The following is an 18,614-nucleotide window of genomic DNA, read 5'->3' as shown; positions in this document are numbered from 1 at the left end:
TTTTGTTTTAGTGTGCCTAAGGATACAATAGAGTCTGTAATTGTATGAAGAGAGTGTTATGGATCAAAGTACTACACAAATTTATAAACGGTTAATTTCTTACGTCGGTGCATATAAGAGTGTAGCCTTCGTCGCTATTATAGGAATGATTGGCTATTCAGGAATGGACGCGCTATTTATTCAATTAATGAAACCATTTATTGATGAAGGTTTGAACCAACGAAATAGCGATGTATTAAAGTATGCTCCATTTGTTGTTATTGCACTGGTGATTGGGCGTGGTATTTTTAATTTTATGTCATCGTATTGTTTGAGCTATGTAGGTTCACAAGTTGTACGATCTTTACGCCAAGAGTTATTTGAGCACATATTGCATTTACCCGTTTCTTTTCATGACAAAAACTCCACGGGCGATTTAATTTCAAAAATCACTTTTGACACAGAGCAAGTTCAACAAGCAATAACTAAAGCGCTACTTATTGTTGTACGTGAAGGGGCCTTTGTCGTCTTTTTACTTGGTGTAATGTTTTATACCAGTTGGAAGCTCTCACTTATATTTCTAGTCATCATCCCTCTCGTCGCTATTATTGTAGCGGTTGTATCGAAACGTTTTCGTCATATTTCTAAAAGTATCCAATCAGCTATGGGGCAGGTTACACGTAGCTCTGAACAAATGCTTAGCGGACATAAAGTAATTCACGGGTTTGGTGGACAAGAGCAAGAAATAAATAAATTTTCTAAAATTAATAATCATAACCGTCAGCAGCGCATTAAAATGGATGCGACAAAAGCCTTAAGTGTATCCATTATTCAAATACTCGCCGCAAGTGCTATGGCTGTTATTTTATTGGTGGTATCGATGCCTTCTATGATTGATACTATAAGCTCTGGGGATTTTGTTGTTTTGATATCATCAATGATGATGTTGCTGCGCCCACTTAAACAATTGGCTAATGTTAATAGCGATATGCAACGTGGCATTTCTGCATCTCAAAGTATATTTTTAATACTTGATGAAAATGTAGAGAAAGATACTGGCACAGTCGCTGTTGATAAAGTTAAAGGGTTAATTGAAGTAAAAAATGTAACCTTTAAGTACCCAACTAAAGATGAAGCCGTATTAAACGATTTGTCGCTAACGATTAAAGCGGGTGAAAGTATTGCCTTAGTAGGGCGCTCAGGCTCGGGTAAATCAACTATTTCTAATTTATTGCCACGTTACTATGATTTAGATCTGCCGAGTGAAATATTACTTGATGGCATAGCCCTGCAGGATTATAAATTAACAGACTTGCGTCGCCAATTTGCTTTGGTTTCTCAGCAAGTCGTGTTATTTAACGATACGATTGCCAACAATATTTGTTATGGCATAAAGCATGATGTAACTAATGACGAATTAGTACAAGTAGCAAAACAAGCGCATGTTTGGGAGTTTGTTAAAGATCTTCCAGAACAATTAAACACCATGGTAGGTGAAAATGGCGTAATGCTTTCTGGTGGTCAACGCCAGCGAATAGCTATAGCGCGTGCAATATTAAAAGATGCACCTATTTTGATTTTAGATGAAGCAACATCAGCACTTGATACAGAGTCTGAAAAGCTTATTCAGCAAGCGTTAGAAACGCTAATGAAAGACAAAACCTCAATTGTTATTGCGCATCGCTTATCTACTATTGAAAACAGTGACCGAATTTATGTTATTGATAACGGTCGTGTAATAGAAAGTGGCGATCACAATAGCTTATTAGCAAATGATGGTACGTATTCAGCCCTTTGCAAAATGCAGTTTGGTGATCAGGCGTGAGCAAAATAGAACAAAGTTGGTATAAACCATTTGGTCTAATTACTTTATTGTTATTACCATTGAGTGCTCTGTTTTGGATTGTATCGACATTTCGAAAATGCTTGTACAGCGCTAAAATAATTAAAGCGTTTGAGTGTAAAACGCCTGTTATTGTAGTCGGCAATATAAGTGTAGGCGGCAATGGTAAAACACCTTTTGTTTTGTGGTTGTATGAGTATTTGACCGAGCAAGGTTTATCAGTGGGTATTATTAGTAGAGGCTACGGTGGGCAATCAGATAATTACCCGCTGTTAGTCACTTCAGTTGTTAACGCCCAACAGGCTGGAGATGAGCCTGTACTTTTATACCACCGTTTAAAATGCCCAATAGCGGTTGGTCCTAATAGACAACACAATATCGATTTATTAGAAAATAACTATACGCTAGATGTCATTATTTCTGATGACGGAATGCAGCATTATAAAATGCCACGTAGCATTGAGTGTTGTATTGTTGATAGTGAACGCCGTTTTGGTAATGGCTTTGTTATGCCAGCAGGGCCACTTCGCGAAACAACTAAACGCTTACAAAATGTGGATATAGTAATTGAAAATGGTGGTGAGGCTAATAATAGCTACACGCTAAAAGTAAGTAACTTACGATTAGTTAATTCAAGTGATGATGTAAAACACACAGTGACTCATGCACATGCAATAAGTGCAATTGGTAATCCTAAACGGTTTGAAAACTCACTTGAAGCACAAGGCATTACGTTATTATCGACTCATCATTTTAGAGATCATTATGCTTATACCGCCGATGATTTTGCCCAGTTTGGCGATGATTACATTATACTGACCGAAAAAGACGCCGTTAAATGTCAGTCCTTTGCCAAACCTAATTGGTATTATTTACCAGTAGATGCACAACCTACCGATAGCGTTATAAATAAACTAAATTCATTATTAAAAGAAAAAGGAATACTCAATGGCCTTTGATACAAAACTACTCGAGATAATTGCTTGCCCAGTAGGCAAGGGTAAATTACGTTTTGATAGAGAAAATAACGAACTAATTAGCACGGCAGCTAAACTTGCTTATCCTGTAAAAGATGATATTCCAGTATTGCTTGAAAATGAAGCGCGTGAGTTATCTTTAGAAGAGGTTGAAAAGTGGAATTCGTAGTTGTTATACCTGCGCGTTTTGCATCAACCCGACTACCAGGAAAACCACTTGCCGATATATGCGGTAAGCCAATGGTTCAACATGTTTACGAAAAAGCATGTTTATCAGGTGCTAGCAAAGTTATTGTAGCAACCGATCATCAAAAAGTATTTGATGCAGTAAGTTTATTTACTAGCGACGTAGTAATGACTCGCGAAGATCACCAGTCTGGTACTGAACGGTTAGCAGAAGTAGTTGATTTACTTAAACTTGATAACGATACAATTGTGGTTAACGTACAAGGCGATGAGCCATTACTTGCACCAGAAAACGTATCTCAAGTTGCTGCGCTATTAAGTGATTCAACAGCACCAATGGCAACGTTAAGTGTTGCTATTGAAGAGCGTGATGAAGTATTTAATCCTAATGCCGTTAAAGTGGTGAGTGATATAAATAAAAATGCCCTGTATTTCTCTCGTGCAAGTATACCGTTTGATAGAAATACAATGATGGATGATAGCACGGCTCTTAATTTATCACCGTTCCAACGCCATGTAGGTATTTATGCGTACAGAGCGGGTTTTATTAAACAATATATAGAACTGAGTGTATCACCACTTGAATTGCTTGAATCGCTTGAGCAGTTACGTGTTTTGTATCATGGTTATAAAATCAAAATAGAACAAGCTCAAATAGCTCCCCATGCAGGTGTCGATACGCCCGATGACTTAGCTAAAGTGATAGCGCATATTAAAAGTAAAAACGTGTGAGTGAGCAAGTAAGTAAGATATTAAACGTTGTTTATACACATAACGATTTTTATATTTTAGAAAAGCCAGCAGGTCTTAATTTTCATTCAGAGGAGGGGCCTGGTTTTGTTGTGTTAGCCGAACAACAATTATCGCAAAAGCTTTATGGCGTTCATCGTTTAGATAAAGTGACATCAGGGCTTATTATTTTAGCAAGAAACAAAGCCTCTGCAGCCGCCTTTACTGTTATGTTTACTGAGCATGCGATTAATAAATTTTATTTAGCGATTAGTGATGCTAAACCTAAAAAGAAGCAAGGGTGGATAAAAGGCGATATGGCTAAATCTCGCCGTGGCTCATTTAAGTTACTAACGAGTACACTTAACCCTGCAATCACCCGATTCTATTCTCTGAGTTATAAGCCAGGATTTAGAGGGTATATTTTAAAGCCTTATTCAGGAAAGACGCATCAATTAAGAGTGGCACTAAAAAGTGTGGGCGCAGCTATTTTTGGCGATGCAATGTATTCAGGCACGCCTTCTAATCGTACCTATTTACATGCATATGCGTTAAGCTTTTTATGGCAAGGTGAACAAATACAGCTAACTTTATTACCCGATAGTGGTGATGAGTATTTGGCGTTAATTAAACATCAAGATTTTCAAGCATGGCAATCGCCATGGCAACTGGATTGGTAAATGAGCGAAAAAGTTACAGATATACGTTTTGGCGGGATCAAACGTCTATATGGTCATCAACAGTTTGATTGGCTTCAAGAAGCACACTTTTGTGTAGTAGGTATTGGTGGTGTAGGAAGCTGGGCGGCTGAAGCGCTCGCGCGTACTGGTGTTGGTAAAATAACATTGATTGATTTGGATGATATTTGCGCCACTAACGTAAATAGGCAAATTCATGCGTTAACGGGCACTATTGGTCAAGCTAAAGTCGATGCAATGAAAGCGCGCTGCGAGCTTATTAACCCAGAATGCCAAATTAATGTAATAGATGATTTTATTACACTTGATAATATTCAAGAACATATTCAAGATTTTGATTATGTGATTGATTGTATTGATGCGGTTAAAGAAAAGGCGGCATTAATAGCGCATTGTAAACGTAATAAACTCCCTATAATTACAACCGGTGGTGCTGGCGGGCAAACTGATCCTAGCCAAATAACTTTTGGTGATGTAGCTAAAACTACGCAAGACCCATTACTTGCAAAAGTGCGCTATATTTTGCGCAAGCAGTATAATTTTAGTAATAACCCTAAGCGTAAGTTCAATATTGATTGTGTTTACTCAACAGAGCAATTGGTTTACCCAGGAAGCGATGGCAGTGTATGTCATGCTAAGCAAAGTGCTGATGGCTCGATGAATATGGACTGTAATAATGGTTTTGGATCTGTGACTATGATCACAGGAAGCTTCGGCTTTTTTGTTGCGGCAAAAGCTGTTCGAAAATATTTGGATAAAAAGCAGCGTCTACTTACAACGCTTGATTGTGATAGAGCTTAGAGCACTTTTTGTTGTGCCATGGTTTTTATTTTTTCAATCATGGCTTTAATTCCATTGCCACGAGAAGGGCTTAAGTGACTAATTAAGCCTAATTTTTCAAACTCTTCATACGCATCAATTTTAATTACCTGCTCTGGTGTTAAACCGTTATACAGCGCTAATATTAAGGCTAGTAAGCCTTTTACAATACGTGTATCTGAGTCACCTATAACGACTAAAGAGCTCTCTGTTAAATCAAACTCTACAAACATCCACACTTTACTTTCGCAGCCTGGTACAAGGGCATCATCAATTTTCAGCGATTCTGGTAATATAGGTAATGTTTTACCCAACAGCATTATTTCACGATATTTTTGCTGCCAAGCGGGTGCATTTTTTATAGATTCAGTGACTTTTTTAAACGTATTTGTCATGAGTTATCCTAATTAATTCTATTAAAGTGACGTTTAATCCAATAAAGCGATACATTTTTTAAGCGAATGGATAAATATATCTACATCTTCAAAGGTATTGTAAAAGGTTAAACTAGCTCTAACTGTTCCATTAACGCCTAAATGTGCCATTAAAGGTTGTGTACAATGGTGTCCGCTCCTTACTGCAACCCCATATCCGTCAAGTAAAGTTGCCAAATCGTAAGGATGTTCATTATTAAAGTTAAAACAGAGCGTACCAATATTGTCAGATAGGTTGCTATATATTGTAATACCCTCAATCATTACCAATTTTTTTGCTGCATAATTAAATAATTTTTGCTCGTAGCGCTGAATTTTACCGTGGTCTAATTCATTTAAATAGTCTAATGCAGCACTAAAGCCTAAAACGCCGGAAATATTCGGTGTGCCGGCTTCAAATTTTGCAGGTGCTGGGCGATAAGTACTGTGGGTTAAATATACTTTATCGATCATTTCACCGCCTGATTGATATATATCTAAGGCGTTTAATTCCTCATATCGACCATAAAGTACACCTAAGCCTGTTGGACCAAGCATTTTATGGCTTGAGCAGACATAAAAATCACAGTTTAATTTCCGTAAATCAGGCTTTAAATGCAGTGCACCTTGCGCACCATCGACTAAAACAAGTGAATTTACCTCTTTTGCTACTCTAATCAATGGCGATAAGTCAGTGATATTACCAAGTGTGTTAGATACTTGTGTAATAGCTAATAGGGTAGGCCTTATTTGTTTTATAAAGTCACAGCATTCTAGCGTGTTTAATGTGCCATTTTTATTAAGCGGCAGCGATACTAACTTAGCTCCTGTTTGTTGACTCACTATTTGCCAAGGCACTATGTTTGCGTGATGCTCAAGTGGAGATATCATTATGGTATGACTTTTATCTAAACGCTTTTTTAAGCCGTTAGCGACCAAGTTTATTGCCTCTGTAGCGCCTTTTGTCCAAACAATCTCGTTGCTGAACACATTAAAATACTGAGCCATTTTATCTCGTGCTTGCTCGTATAAATTAGTAGCTTGTTCGCTGAGCGAGTGACGGCCACGGTGTACATTTGCGTTTTGAGAAGTATAAAACTCAGTAATTGCATTAATAACTGATTGAGGCTTTTGCGAGGTTGCAGCTGAGTCTAAATAAACAAGCGGGCAGCCGTTTATAGTTTGATTTAAGGTAGGGAAGTCACTTCGAATTTTATTTATGTCAAACTCTAAAACAGTCATTAGCTTCATCAATGTAGTCATTTTAAGGCGAGAATTGTAGACACTTTTTTATTATTCTCAAGTAACAAATAATAAAAAAGGCCGCAAAGCGGCCTTTTAAAATATTCAAACAATACTAAAGCGGATTAGCGCTTATCAGTTGATACGTAGTCACGTGCTGTGTAACCAGTATAAAGCTGACGAGGGCGGCTTATCTTATGACCAGGTTGAGATAACATCTCGTCCCAGTGAGTGATCCAACCAACAGTACGTGCCATTGCAAAAATAACAGTGAACATACTTGTTGGAATACCAATCGCTTTTAAGATAATACCTGAGTAGAAATCAACGTTAGGGTACAATTTCTTCTCTACGAAGTACGGGTCTTCTAGCGCGATTTTCTCAAGTTTCATTGCAATATCAAGCAATGGATCTTGGATATTAAGCTCAGCTAAAACTTCATGACACGTTTGACGCATTACTGTAGCGCGTGGGTCAAAGTTTTTGTAAACACGGTGGCCAAAGCCCATAAGGCGGAACGGGTCAGCTTTATCTTTAGCTTTTGCTACATATTCATCGATACGGTCAACAGAACCGATTTCTTCTAACATGTTTAAACATGCTTCATTAGCGCCGCCGTGAGCAGGGCCCCAAAGAGAAGCAATACCAGCAGCAATACAAGCGTATGGGTTAGCACCAGACGAACCTGCAAGACGTACTGTAGACGTTGATGCATTTTGTTCATGGTCAGCATGAAGCATGAATATTTTATCCATTGCTTTAGCTGTTATAGGGTTAACTTTGTATTCTTCAGCAGGTACAGAGAACATCATATGTAAGAAGTTTTCTGCATAACTTAAATCATTACGTGGGTATACAAACGGTTGGCCGATGTTTGTTTTATAAGCCATTGCAGCAATAGTTGGTAACTTAGCAACTAGCTTAACTGCGCTTGTTTTACGTTGTTCTGCATCAGTAATATCAAGGTCTTCATGATAAAAAGATGATAACGCACCCACTACACCACAAAGCATTGCCATTGGGTGAGCGTCAAAGCGGAAACCTTGGAAAAAGTTAGCAATCTTCTCGTCAAGCATAGTGCTTGTAGTGATTTCATTCTTAAAAACTTCGTATTGCTCTTTAGAAGGTAATTCACCATTTAACAGTAAATAACATAACTCAATGTAGTTTGAGTCGTCAGCTAATTGTTCGATTGGGTAACCACGGTGAAGTAAAATGCCTTTACCACCATCAATGTAGGTGATTGCAGATTCACAAGAACCAGTCGACATGAAACCTGGGTCATAAGTAAAGTGACCATGTGAACCTAACGTACGTACGTCGATTACATCTTGGCCAGCAGTGCCTTGATAAATTGGAAGTTCGATTGGATCTAGCCCATCAATTTGGACTGTGGCTTTTTTATCTGCCATCGTTATGTATCTCCTATTAAGATATCTATTCTGATTTTTAGATTTTTAAAGTTCTGAAATCTGTTTTAAGCACATCTTCGCATTTTAACGTGAAAGAGGGGTGTAAAGTCAATTTTTATAAACATTATGCATATATGTATAATAAATATTCTGTATTAATTAAATATAATACCATTGGCTAATTCGCAAACATCTATAAATAAACAAGAATTGTAAAAAGCCCTGTGGGTATATATACTAACAGTGGTTTTAAACCGCATTGTATTTGGGTAAACATTTTTTTACAGCTTAACTTTTGCTTAAATGTGAACTTTAACTGTTTTAATACGTTTACTTTGATAGTTCCACCAGTAATATTTGGTGGGTTTTTAGAAAAGCAAGTAGATGAGCTCCACTGCGAGCAAGATGGGCAAGTAACTGTGAAAAAGCAAAGACCTGTAAATCTAGATCTAACAACTATATCTATGCCGGCAACGGCTAAAGCGTCAATATTCCACCGCGTCACCGGTGTTGCATTGTTTTTTGCTTTAACGTTTGTCATTTGGGCTTGGTCTGAGTCTCTCTCTTCAGCTGAAAGTTTTGAATTCGTCAAGGGTCTGTTTAACGGATTCATTGCCAAATTTATAGCTTGGGGCACTGTTTCTGTATTAGGTTATCACCTTATTGGTGGTATCCGTCATATGATTATGGATATGGGACATTGGGAAGAACTTGAATCAGGTAACCTCAGCGCTAAAGTTTCAATGGCTCTTGGTGTTGTGTTTGCCGTATTGGCAGGGGTGTGGATATGGTTTTAAATCAAGCAACTCTTAAACGTGATGGTGTACAAGATTTCGTATCTTTACGTACCACGGCATTAATAATCAGCGCGTATGCGATTTTTATTATCGGCTATTTTTTAGCGACGCCAGAAGTCACTTTCGAAGCCTGGACAGGCCTCTTCTCTAACCTAGCAATGAAAGGGTTTACATTAATTACCCTTGTCTGCGTTATGGTTCATACCCGCATTGGCCTTTGGCAAGTTCTTACAGACTATGTTAAGTGTGCGAAGTTACGTGCTGTTTTAGGTTTTATATTAAACCTAATGGCCGTTGCGTACGTAGCTATTGGTCTAATTGTATTATGGGGTGTTTAAGTGAAATATTCTGTTCGTGAATTTGACGCCGTAGTAATTGGTGCAGGTGGTGCAGGTATGCGTGCCGCTCTAGCAATTACTGAATCTGGCAAAACGTGTGCATTAATTTCTAAAGTATTTCCAACTCGCTCACACACTGTATCTGCACAAGGTGGTATTACAGTAGCGCTTGGTAATTCACACGAAGACAACTGGGAATGGCATATGTACGATACCGTTAAAGGTTCCGATTTTATCGGTGACCAAGACGCAATCGAATACATGTGTCAAACAGGCCCAGAAGCTATTACTGAATTAGAAAACATGGGTCTACCATTTTCTCGTTTTGAAAATGGCCGTGTTTACCAACGTCCTTTCGGTGGTCAATCGAAAAACTTTGGTGGTGAACAAGCCGCGCGTACAGCCGCTGCAGCTGACCGAACTGGTCACGCGCTATTACACCTTCTTTATCAACAAAACGTAAAAAACAAAACAAATGTATTCTCTGAATGGTATGCACTTGATTTAGTTAAAAACGATAATGGTGATGTAGTAGGGTGTACTGCAATTGAAATTGAAACAGGTGAAATTACTTATTTCAAATCTAAAGCTGTAGTGCTTGCCACTGGTGGTGCAGGTCGTATATTTGCATCAACAACGAATGCCCACATTAACACTGGTGATGGTGTTGGTATGGCAACACGTGCTGGTATTTCTATGCAAGACATGGAAATGTGGCAGTTCCACCCAACGGGTATAGCTGGTGCTGGCACGCTAGTTACGGAAGGTTGTCGTGGTGAAGGCGGTTATCTTTTAAATAAAGATGGCGAGCGCTTCATGGAGCGTTATGCACCAAACGCGAAAGACTTAGCGTCTCGTGACGTTGTTGCGCGTTCAATGATGACTGAAATCCGTGAAGGTCGTGGTTGTGATGGTCCTTGGGGTCCTCACCTTAAGTTAAAACTTGACCACTTAGGTGAAGAAACACTTAATTTACGACTTCCAGGCGTATGTGACCTAGCTAAAACATTTGCTCACGTTGATCCTGCTAAAGAGCCAATTCCAGTAATCCCAACGTGTCATTATATGATGGGTGGTGTTCCTACTAACGTAAATGGCCAAGCGCTACAAATCGATGCTCAAGGCAAAGAAACAGTAGTTGAAGGTTTATTTGCAGTAGGCGAGATTGCCTGTGTATCTGTACACGGTGCAAACCGCTTAGGCGGTAACTCGTTACTTGATTTAGTTGTATTTGGTCGTGCTGCTGGTAACTTCTTAGGTAAGTACCTTAAAGATGTTGAAGTATCAAAGTCAGCTTCAGAATCAGACTTAGAAGCGTCTCTGGCACGTTATAATCGTTGGGAAAGCTCAACGGCTGGTCAAGGTGAAGATCCAGTTCAAATCAAAAAAGACCTACAGCAATGTATGCAGCTTAACTTCTCGGTATTCCGTGAAGGTGATTCAATGGCTACAGGTCTTCAAGAACTTAAAGAAATTCGTGAACGCCTGCAACATGCTCGTCTTGATGATAAATCATCAGACTTCAATACGCAGCGTATCGAATGTCTTGAACTAGATAACTTAATGGAAACAGCTTACTCAACTGCAGTAGCTGCAAACTTCCGTACAGAAAGCCGTGGCGCACATTCTCGCTTTGACTACCCAGATCGTGATGACGAAAACTGGTTATGTCACTCAGTATTTAATCCTGTAACGGATGAAATGAGCAAGCGTGATGTAAACTATGCGCCTAAAACGCGTGAAGCTTTCCCACCTAAAGCACGTGTTTACTAGGAGATAGACGATGGCACAAGTACAATTTTCAGTTTATCGTTATAATCCAGATGTTGACAACGCTCCTCGTATGCAAGAATACACCTTGCAAACAGAGGAAGGTCACGACATGATGGTGTTGGATGCACTTATTCTTTTAAAAGAACAAGATCCTACATTATCTTTCCGTCGTTCATGCCGTGAAGGTGTGTGTGGATCTGATGGTGTTAACATGAATGGTAAAAATGGTTTAGCATGTATTACTCCTTTATCTACGCTACAAAAAAATGGCAAAGGTAAAATCGTAGTACGTCCATTACCAGGTTTACCTGTGGTTCGTGACCTTGTTATTGACATGAGTCAGTTCTACACTCAATACGAAAAAGTAAAACCTTATTTAATTAATGATCAGCCTGCTGCAGGCGAACGTCTTCAAACCATCGAAGAGCGTGATAAATTAGATGGGCTTTATGAGTGTATTTTGTGTGCATGTTGTTCGACATCGTGTCCTTCGTTCTGGTGGAATCCAGACAAGTTCATTGGTCCAGCAGGGCTTCTTCACGCTTACCGTTTCTTGGCTGATAGCCGAGATACAGCAACTGAAGAACGTTTAGCGGATTTAGACGATGCGTTCAGTGTGTTCCGTTGCCACAGTATCATGAACTGTGTTAGCGTTTGTCCTAAGGGTCTTAACCCGACTAAAGCAATTGGGCAAATCAAATCTATGTTATTAAACCGAGCGGTTTGATTACTTAGTAAACGTAAGATGGCTAATACAGATTATTAGCCATCTTGTTATGATAACTATTAATTTCTGCGCTAAAGAAAAGGGCTTATAAATGCACGAAGGTGTGATGAAGGCATGGCTAGAATCTTCACATTTAAACGGCGGTAACGTTGCTTATGTAGAAGAGCTTTATGAAGCGTATTTAGACGATGCGACTTCTGTGCCAGAAGAATGGCGAGAAGTGTTCGAACAATTACCTAAAGTTGATGGTGTGGATGTTGAAGTAAAACATTCAGAAGTTCGAGCGCAGTTTGCACAGCTTGCCAAAAACAAACATAGAGAAGTAGTGGTAGCAGAGGGTAGTGGCGGTGACCTTAAACAGGTCAAAGTTCTACAACTTATTAATGCTTTCCGTTTTCGTGGACACCAAAATGCAAACCTAGATCCATTAGGTATTTGGGAACGAGAACGTGTACGAGATTTAGAGCTAGATTACCACGACTTATCAGCAGCTGATTTTGACCGCGAATTTAATGTAGGATCGTTTGCCGTTGGCCGCGATACTATGCCTTTAGGTGAACTATACCAAGCACTAAAAACTACATATTGTGGTTCGATTGGCGCCGAGTATATGCACATCACATCGACAGAAGAAAAACGTTGGTTACAACAGCGTTTAGAATCTGTTCAGTCTAGGCCTAAATTCGAAAAAGAAGAAAAGCTGCGTATCCTAAAAGGATTAACGGCAGCTGATGGTCTTGAAAAATATTTAGGGGCTAAGTTCCCAGGTGCTAAGCGTTTCTCACTTGAAGGTGGCGATGCATTAGTTCCAATGTTAAAAGAGCTTATTCACCGCGCTGGTGAAAGCGGCCAACAAGAAGCTGTTATTGGTATGGCTCACCGTGGTCGTTTAAATGTGCTTGTGAACGTACTAGGTAAAAATCCATCAGAGTTGTTTGATGAGTTTGCTGGTAAACACAAAGAAACATTAAGTTCTGGTGATGTTAAATACCACATGGGTTATTCATCTGACTTTGCTACTAAAGGTGGCAATGTTCATATGGCGCTTGCGTTTAACCCGTCTCATCTTGAAATTGTAAATCCAGTAGTTATGGGCTCAGTTCGTGCTCGTTTAGATCGCTTAGGTGATAGCTCTGGTATTAAAGCGCTACCAATCACAATTCATGGTGATTCTGCGGTTACAGGTCAAGGTGTTGTACAAGAAACATTTAATTTATCACAAACTAACGCGTTTAGTTGTGGTGGTAGTATTCGTATTGTTGTAAATAACCAAGTTGGTTTTACTACATCAAAACAAGACGACGTTCGCTCTACTGATTACTGTACTGATATTGCTAAAATGGTTCAGTCACCTATCTTCCACGTTAATTCTGATGACCCTGAAGCAGTTGCATTTGTTACTCAACTTGCACTTGATTTCAGAAACCAGTTTAAGCGTGACGTAGTAATCGATTTAGTGTGTTACCGTCGCCATGGTCACAACGAAGCTGATGAGCCTAATGCTACGCAGCCTTTAATGTACCAAAAAATTAAAAAGCATCCAGTTCCACGTTTAATCTATGCCGATCAACTTATTGCTGAAGGTTCTTTTTCTGAACAAGAAATAAAAGCCTTAGCCGATGAGTATCGTAACGCATTAGATGAAGGAAATTGTGTTGTTTCAGAAATTCAGCCAGAGACATCACATTCTTCAGATTGGGCAAAGTATGTTGGCCATGAATGGGATGTTGATTACGATGCCAGCGTACCTGTTGAAGAGCTTAAGGCACTTGGTGAGAAAATTGCTTCTTATCCTGAGCAATATAAAGCACAGTCACGCGTTAAAAAGATTTACGATGATCGTAAGTTAATGGCTTCTGGTGAGAAGCCTCTTGATTGGGGTATGGCAGAAACACTTGCTTATGCAACAATTGCAACTGAAGGTACTGACATCCGTTTGACGGGTCAAGATTCAGGTCGTGGAACATTCTTTCATCGTCATGCTGTTGTTCACAGTCAATCAGATGGTGCTACTTATACACCTCTACAGCACTTAAGTGAAGATCAAGGTACTTTCCAAGTATTCGACTCTGTTTTATCTGAAGAAGCTGTCGTTGCTTTTGAATATGGTTATGCAACAGCTGAGCCTACGTCATTAGTACTTTGGGAAGCGCAATTTGGTGACTTTGCCAACGGTGCACAAGTTGTATTTGACCAATTTTTAAGTTCTGGTGAGCAAAAGTGGGGCCGTTTATGTGGTCTGACAATTTTGTTACCACATGGCTACGAAGGTCAAGGTCCAGAGCATAGTTCAGCACGCTTAGAGCGTTTTCTGCAACTATGTGCTGATCACAACATGCAAGTATGTGTTCCGTCTACTCCGGCACAAGTTTACGCTATGCTTCGTCGTCAATCAGTTCGACCACTTCGTCGTCCACTGATTGTTATGACGCCTAAGTCGTTACTGCGTCACCCTCTTGCTACTTCATCGCTTGAAGAGCTTTCGCACGGTGTTTTCCATAATATGATCGACGAAGTTGATGATATTAACCCTGAGAAAGTAGAACGTGTTGTATTTTGTAGTGGTAAAGTTTACTACGAGCTATTACAAGAGCGTCGCAAACTTGAACAAGATAATGTTGCTATTGTTCGTGTTGAGCAGTTATATCCGTTCCCACACGACGAAATGCAAACAATTATGGAGCGTTACCAACACGTAACTGATTTTGTATGGTGTCAAGAAGAGCCACAAAACCAAGGTGCATGGTACTGTTCACAACATCACTTTATTGATGCAATCCCACAAGGTGCTAAATTAAAATATGCAGGGCGTAAAGCGTCTGCATCACCAGCGTGTGGTTACATGTCAGTACATACTAAAGAACAACAAGCGCTCGTTGCCGACGCGCTTACTATAGAAAATAAAGGATAAGCAATGAGCACAGAAATTAAAGTTCCTGTTCTTCCTGAGTCGGTTGCAGATGCTACCGTTGCTACATGGCATGTAAGTGTTGGCGACAAAGTAACTCGCGATCAAAACTTAGTAGACATTGAAACAGATAAAGTGGTTTTAGAAGTTGTTGCACAGCATGACGGTGTAATTACAGAAATATCACAAGAAGAAGGTGCAACCGTACTTGGCGATCAAGTTATGGGTTTACTTGGTGATGCTGATGCAGCGCCAGCAAGTGAAGGTTCATCTAAAGAAGAATCAGCACCCGCTAAATCAGAAGACGCGCCAGCGGCGCAATCAGCACCAGCACCAGAAGGTAAAGAAGTGGACATTAAAGTACCTGTACTTCCAGAATCAGTTGCAGACGCAACAATTGCTACATGGCATGTACAACCAGGTGACGCAGTAACACGCGACCAAAACTTGGTAGATATTGAAACAGATAAAGTTGTTCTTGAAGTAGTAGCTCAAGAAGATGGCATCATGGGTGATATCATTCACAACGAAGGCGATACTGTACTAGGCGAGCAAGTAATTGGTTCGGTTAAAGCAGGCGGTGCACCAGCGGCTCCAGCTGCAAAAGCAGACGCAGCGCCAGCAGCAGATTCAAGCGAAAGCTCTGATGTGTTAACACCATCAGTTCGTCGTTTAATTGCTGAGAAAGGCCTAGACGCTTCTAAAATTAACGGCACGGGTAAAAATGGCCGTGTAACTAAAGAAGACGTTGATACATTCTTAAAAGCACCAGCACCAGCGGCTAAAAAAGCAGAAGCTTCAGCTCCTGCAGCACCGATGGGCGACCGCACTCAAAAACGTGTTCCTATGACTCGTTTACGTAAAACGATTGCTACACGCCTTCTTGAAGCTAAAAATTCAACTGCAATGTTAACAACATTCAACGAAGTGAACATGGAACCAATCATGAGCCTTCGTAAGCAGTACCAAGAAGTATTTGAAAAGCGCCATGGTATTCGTTTAGGTTTCATGTCTTTCTACGTGAAAGCGGTAACTGAAGCACTTAAACGCTTCCCTGATGTTAATGCATCAATTGATGGTGACGATATTGTTTACCATAACTATTTTGATATCAGCATTGCAGTATCTACTCCACGTGGACTAGTTACTCCGGTACTTAAAGATTGTGACAAACTATCTGTTGCTGAAATCGAAAAGGGTATTCGTGAATTAGCACTTAAAGGTCGTGATGGTAAGCTAACGCTTGCAGATATGACTGGCGGTAATTTCACTATCACTAATGGTGGCGTATTTGGTTCATTACTATCTACACCTATCATTAACTTGCCACAGTCTTCAATCTTGGGTATGCATAAAATTCAAGACCGTCCAATGGCTGTAAATGGTAAAGTTGAAATACTACCTATGATGTATTTAGCACTTTCTTATGATCATCGCATCATTGATGGTAAAGAATCTGTTGGTTTCTTAGTAACTATTAAAGAGTTACTTGAAGATCCAACACGCTTATTGCTAGATGTTTAATCTAGTTGTATGAAATGTAAGCTGTGAATGAACATTCACAGCTTTTTTTTTGCGCCTTTGGTCGTACTGGGGTTTTCATGTTAAGCCTTGGGATCTATACTAGGTGCGCAATTTGGGATAGTTGTTTATTTTCAAAAATATTCAGCTCTTTTAGTATAAAAAATTGGATAAAGCATCATGAATTTGCATGAGTATCAGGCAAAACAACTTTTTGCCGAATATGGTTTACCAGTTTCTCAAGGTTTCGCTTGCGATACACCTGAAGAAGCTGCAGCAGCTGCTGAAAAAATCGGCGGTGATATGTGGGTTGTTAAAACTCAGGTTCACGCAGGTGGACGTGGTAAAGCTGGCGGTGTAAAGCTAGTAAAAACTATCGACGAAGTAAAAGCGTTTGCAGCTAACTGGTTGGGTAAAAACCTAGTTACTTACCAAACAGACGAGAAAGGCCAGCCAGTAGCTAAAATTTTAGTTGAAAGCTGTACTGACATTGCTAACGAATTGTACCTAGGTGCAGTAGTTGACCGTGCATCTCGCAAAGTAGTTTTCATGGCGTCTACTGAAGGCGGCGTTGAAATTGAAACTGTTGCAGAAGAAACACCAGAGCTTATCCACAAAGCTGAAATCGACCCGTTAGTAGGTCCTCAAGCTTACCAAGCACGTGAACTAGGCTTCAAATTGGGTCTTAACCCAGTACAAATGAAGCAGTTTGTTAAGATCTTTATGGGTCTTGGTAAAATGTTTACTGATTTTGATTTCGCACTACTTGAAATCAACCCGTTAGTAATTACAGACGAAGGTAACCTTCACTGTCTTGACGGAAAAATCGGTATTGATGGTAATGCACTTTACCGTCAACCTAAAATCCGTGAGTTCCACGATCCATCTCAAGAAGATGCACGTGAAGCACACGCAGCAAGCTTCGAGCTTAACTACGTTGCTCTAGATGGCAATGTTGGTTGTATGGTTAACGGTGCAGGCCTAGCAATGGGTACTATGGACATCGTAAACCTACACGGCGGCAAACCGGCTAACTTCCTAGATGTTGGCGGCGGCGCGACTAAAGAACGTGTTTCTGAAGCATTCAAAATCATTCTTTCTGACGACAATGTTAAAGCTGTTTTAGTTAACATCTTTGGCGGTATCGTTCGTTGTGACATGATTGCTGAAGGCATCATTGGCGCAGTTAAAGAAGTTGGCGTAAACGTACCTGTAGTTGTACGTTTAGAAGGTACTAATGCTGAACTAGGTCGTGAAGTTCTAGCTAAGTCTGACCTTAACATCATCGCTGCTGAATCACTAACAGACGCTGCTGAGAAAGTTGTTGCTGCTGCGGAGGGCAAATAATGTCTGTATTAATCAATAAAGATACAAAAGTTATCTGTCAAGGTTTCACTGGTGGCCAAGGTACTTTCCACTCTGAGCAAGCGCTTGAGTACGGTACACAAATGGTTGGTGGTGTAAGCCCTGGTAAAGGCGGTCAAACGCACCTTGGTCTTCCTGTATTCAACACAGTTCGTGATGCTGTTCAAGAAACTGGCGCAACTGCTTCAGTTATCTATGTACCAGCTCCTTTTTGTAAAGATGCAATTTTAGAAGCTATCGATGCTGGCATCGAGCTGATTGTTTGTATCACTGAAGGTATCCCTACACTTGATATGGTTGACGTTAAAGTTAAACTAGATCAAACAGGTACTCGCATGATCGGTCCTAACTGTCCAGGTGTTATTACTCCTGGTGAAACTAAGATTGGTATCATGCCTGGTCACATCCACAAACCTGGTAAAGTAGGTATTGTTTCTCGCTCTGGTACTTTAACGTACGAAGCGGTTAAGCAAACTACTGATGCTGGTTTTGGTCAGTCTACGTGTGTTGGTATTGGTGGTGATCCAATTCCAGGTACTAACTTTATCGACGTTTTAGAAATGTTCGAAAAAGATCCACAAACTGAAGCAATCGTAATGATTGGTGAAATTGGTGGTACTGCAGAAGAAGAAGCTGCAGAGTACATCAAAGCTAACGTAACTAAACCTGTAGTATCTTACATTGCTGGTGTTACTGCACCAGAAGGTAAGCGTATGGGTCACGCTGGCGCAATCATCGCAGGCGGTAAAGGTACTGCTGATGAGAAATTTGCTGCATTAGAAGCTGCGGGCGTAAAAACTGTACGTTCACTTGCTGAAATCGGTAAAGCACTTAAAGAGAAAACAGGCTGGTAATTGCTTGTTCCCTCTGAAAAGGCCCGCTTATGC

17 protein-coding genes are annotated in these 18,614 nt (G+C 40.0%); 14 read left to right on the top strand and 3 right to left on the bottom strand.

From position 1 onward, the window contains the following. Window positions 1-58: 58 nt before the first annotated feature. Genes msbA through tcdA form a run of 6 tightly spaced genes read left to right on the top strand, consistent with a single transcriptional unit; the run spans window position 59 to window position 5,213 of the window. On the top strand, window positions 59-1,804 hold the full coding sequence (msbA, locus tag DC53_RS18930; RefSeq protein WP_033028378.1) for a lipid A export permease/ATP-binding protein MsbA: 1,746 nt from the start codon (window positions 59-61) through the stop codon (window positions 1,802-1,804). Next, window positions 1,801-2,781, top strand: coding sequence for a tetraacyldisaccharide 4'-kinase (gene lpxK, locus DC53_RS18935; RefSeq protein ID WP_033028377.1), 981 nt, complete (start codon window positions 1,801-1,803; stop codon window positions 2,779-2,781). The genes msbA and lpxK overlap by 4 nt, the downstream gene beginning before the upstream one ends. Then, window positions 2,771-2,968 carry a Trm112 family protein gene (locus DC53_RS18940; RefSeq protein WP_007375741.1) on the top strand — a complete coding sequence of 66 codons (198 nt, stop codon included), beginning with the start codon at window positions 2,771-2,773 and terminating at the stop codon, window positions 2,966-2,968. The genes lpxK and DC53_RS18940 overlap by 11 nt, the downstream gene beginning before the upstream one ends. Further along, entirely contained in the window at window positions 2,956-3,717 is a 762-nt protein-coding gene (kdsB, locus tag DC53_RS18945) for a 3-deoxy-manno-octulosonate cytidylyltransferase (RefSeq protein WP_008133700.1), read from the top strand. The genes DC53_RS18940 and kdsB overlap by 13 nt, the downstream gene beginning before the upstream one ends. Continuing rightward, window positions 3,714-4,394, top strand: coding sequence for a TIGR01621 family pseudouridine synthase (locus tag DC53_RS18950; RefSeq protein ID WP_007375743.1), 681 nt, complete (start codon window positions 3,714-3,716; stop codon window positions 4,392-4,394). The genes kdsB and DC53_RS18950 overlap by 4 nt, the downstream gene beginning before the upstream one ends. Then, window positions 4,395-5,213: a tRNA cyclic N6-threonylcarbamoyladenosine(37) synthase TcdA gene (gene tcdA, locus DC53_RS18955; RefSeq protein WP_033028376.1), complete on the top strand. Its 819-nt coding sequence runs from the start codon at window positions 4,395-4,397 to the stop codon at window positions 5,211-5,213. Here the strand turns inward: tcdA and DC53_RS18960 are convergent. From DC53_RS18960 to DC53_RS18970, 3 genes are all read right to left on the bottom strand, one after another. Beyond that, window positions 5,210-5,626, bottom strand: coding sequence for a SufE family protein (locus DC53_RS18960; RefSeq protein WP_007375745.1), 417 nt, complete (start codon window positions 5,624-5,626; stop codon window positions 5,210-5,212). The two genes, tcdA and DC53_RS18960, sit on opposite strands and share 4 nt — an antisense overlap. Before the next feature lie 33 nt (window positions 5,627-5,659). Next, window positions 5,660-6,886: an aminotransferase class V-fold PLP-dependent enzyme gene (locus DC53_RS18965; protein WP_033028406.1), complete on the bottom strand. Its 1,227-nt coding sequence runs from the start codon at window positions 6,884-6,886 to the stop codon at window positions 5,660-5,662. A 125-nt stretch (window positions 6,887-7,011) separates the two neighbouring features. Then, entirely contained in the window at window positions 7,012-8,298 is a 1,287-nt protein-coding gene (locus tag DC53_RS18970) for a citrate synthase (RefSeq protein ID WP_007375747.1), read from the bottom strand. A 419-nt stretch (window positions 8,299-8,717) separates the two neighbouring features. Between DC53_RS18970 and sdhC the strand changes: the two genes are divergently transcribed. From sdhC to sucD, 8 genes are all read left to right on the top strand, one after another. Beyond that, entirely contained in the window at window positions 8,718-9,095 is a 378-nt protein-coding gene (sdhC, locus tag DC53_RS18975) for a succinate dehydrogenase, cytochrome b556 subunit (protein WP_076914908.1), read from the top strand. Then, window positions 9,086-9,433: a succinate dehydrogenase, hydrophobic membrane anchor protein gene (sdhD, locus tag DC53_RS18980; protein WP_007375749.1), complete on the top strand. Its 348-nt coding sequence runs from the start codon at window positions 9,086-9,088 to the stop codon at window positions 9,431-9,433. The genes sdhC and sdhD overlap by 10 nt, the downstream gene beginning before the upstream one ends. Beyond that, on the top strand, window positions 9,434-11,206 hold the full coding sequence (sdhA, locus tag DC53_RS18985; protein WP_033028375.1) for a succinate dehydrogenase flavoprotein subunit: 1,773 nt from the start codon (window positions 9,434-9,436) through the stop codon (window positions 11,204-11,206). It begins immediately after the preceding gene. A gap of 10 nt (window positions 11,207-11,216) precedes the next feature. Further along, on the top strand, window positions 11,217-11,933 hold the full coding sequence (locus DC53_RS18990) for a succinate dehydrogenase iron-sulfur subunit (RefSeq protein WP_007375751.1): 717 nt from the start codon (window positions 11,217-11,219) through the stop codon (window positions 11,931-11,933). 91 nt (window positions 11,934-12,024) lie between these two features. After that, a complete protein-coding gene (sucA, locus tag DC53_RS18995) occupies window positions 12,025-14,844 on the top strand; it encodes a 2-oxoglutarate dehydrogenase E1 component (protein ID WP_033028374.1) in 2,820 nt (939 codons plus the stop codon). A gap of 3 nt (window positions 14,845-14,847) precedes the next feature. Beyond that, window positions 14,848-16,365, top strand: a complete 1,518-nt coding sequence (gene odhB, locus DC53_RS19000; protein ID WP_007375753.1) for a 2-oxoglutarate dehydrogenase complex dihydrolipoyllysine-residue succinyltransferase — start codon at window positions 14,848-14,850, stop codon at window positions 16,363-16,365. 177 nt (window positions 16,366-16,542) lie between these two features. Further along, entirely contained in the window at window positions 16,543-17,709 is a 1,167-nt protein-coding gene (sucC, locus tag DC53_RS19005; protein ID WP_007375754.1) for an ADP-forming succinate--CoA ligase subunit beta, read from the top strand. Further along, window positions 17,709-18,581, top strand: coding sequence for a succinate--CoA ligase subunit alpha (gene sucD, locus DC53_RS19010; protein WP_002961811.1), 873 nt, complete (start codon window positions 17,709-17,711; stop codon window positions 18,579-18,581). The genes sucC and sucD overlap by 1 nt, the downstream gene beginning before the upstream one ends. Window positions 18,582-18,614: the final 33 nt, after the last annotated feature.

Origin of the sequence: Pseudoalteromonas fuliginea, assembly GCF_000690055.1 — a bacterium.
GTDB classification, from domain to species: Bacteria; Pseudomonadota; Gammaproteobacteria; order Enterobacterales; family Alteromonadaceae; genus Pseudoalteromonas; species Pseudoalteromonas fuliginea.
The sequence above is the reverse complement of the archived record's forward strand: the minus strand, read 5'-3'. Positions and strand labels throughout refer to the sequence as shown.

Coding starts and splice junctions, on each gene's coding strand:
- sucD (WP_002961811.1), top strand. CDS start 17,709: ATGTCTGTATTAATCAATAAAGATACAAAAGTTATCTGTCAAGGTTTC.
- tcdA (WP_033028376.1), top strand. CDS start 4,395: ATGAGCGAAAAAGTTACAGATATACGTTTTGGCGGGATCAAACGTCTA.
- odhB (WP_007375753.1), top strand. CDS start 14,848: ATGAGCACAGAAATTAAAGTTCCTGTTCTTCCTGAGTCGGTTGCAGAT.
- sucC (WP_007375754.1), top strand. CDS start 16,543: ATGAATTTGCATGAGTATCAGGCAAAACAACTTTTTGCCGAATATGGT.
- DC53_RS18965 (WP_033028406.1), bottom strand. CDS start 6,886: ATGACTGTTTTAGAGTTTGACATAAATAAAATTCGAAGTGACTTCCCT.
- DC53_RS18970 (WP_007375747.1), bottom strand. CDS start 8,298: ATGGCAGATAAAAAAGCCACAGTCCAAATTGATGGGCTAGATCCAATC.
- msbA (WP_033028378.1), top strand. CDS start 59: ATGGATCAAAGTACTACACAAATTTATAAACGGTTAATTTCTTACGTC.
- sdhD (WP_007375749.1), top strand. CDS start 9,086: ATGGTTTTAAATCAAGCAACTCTTAAACGTGATGGTGTACAAGATTTC.
- sucA (WP_033028374.1), top strand. CDS start 12,025: ATGCACGAAGGTGTGATGAAGGCATGGCTAGAATCTTCACATTTAAAC.
- DC53_RS18960 (WP_007375745.1), bottom strand. CDS start 5,626: ATGACAAATACGTTTAAAAAAGTCACTGAATCTATAAAAAATGCACCC.
- DC53_RS18940 (WP_007375741.1), top strand. CDS start 2,771: ATGGCCTTTGATACAAAACTACTCGAGATAATTGCTTGCCCAGTAGGC.
- DC53_RS18990 (WP_007375751.1), top strand. CDS start 11,217: ATGGCACAAGTACAATTTTCAGTTTATCGTTATAATCCAGATGTTGAC.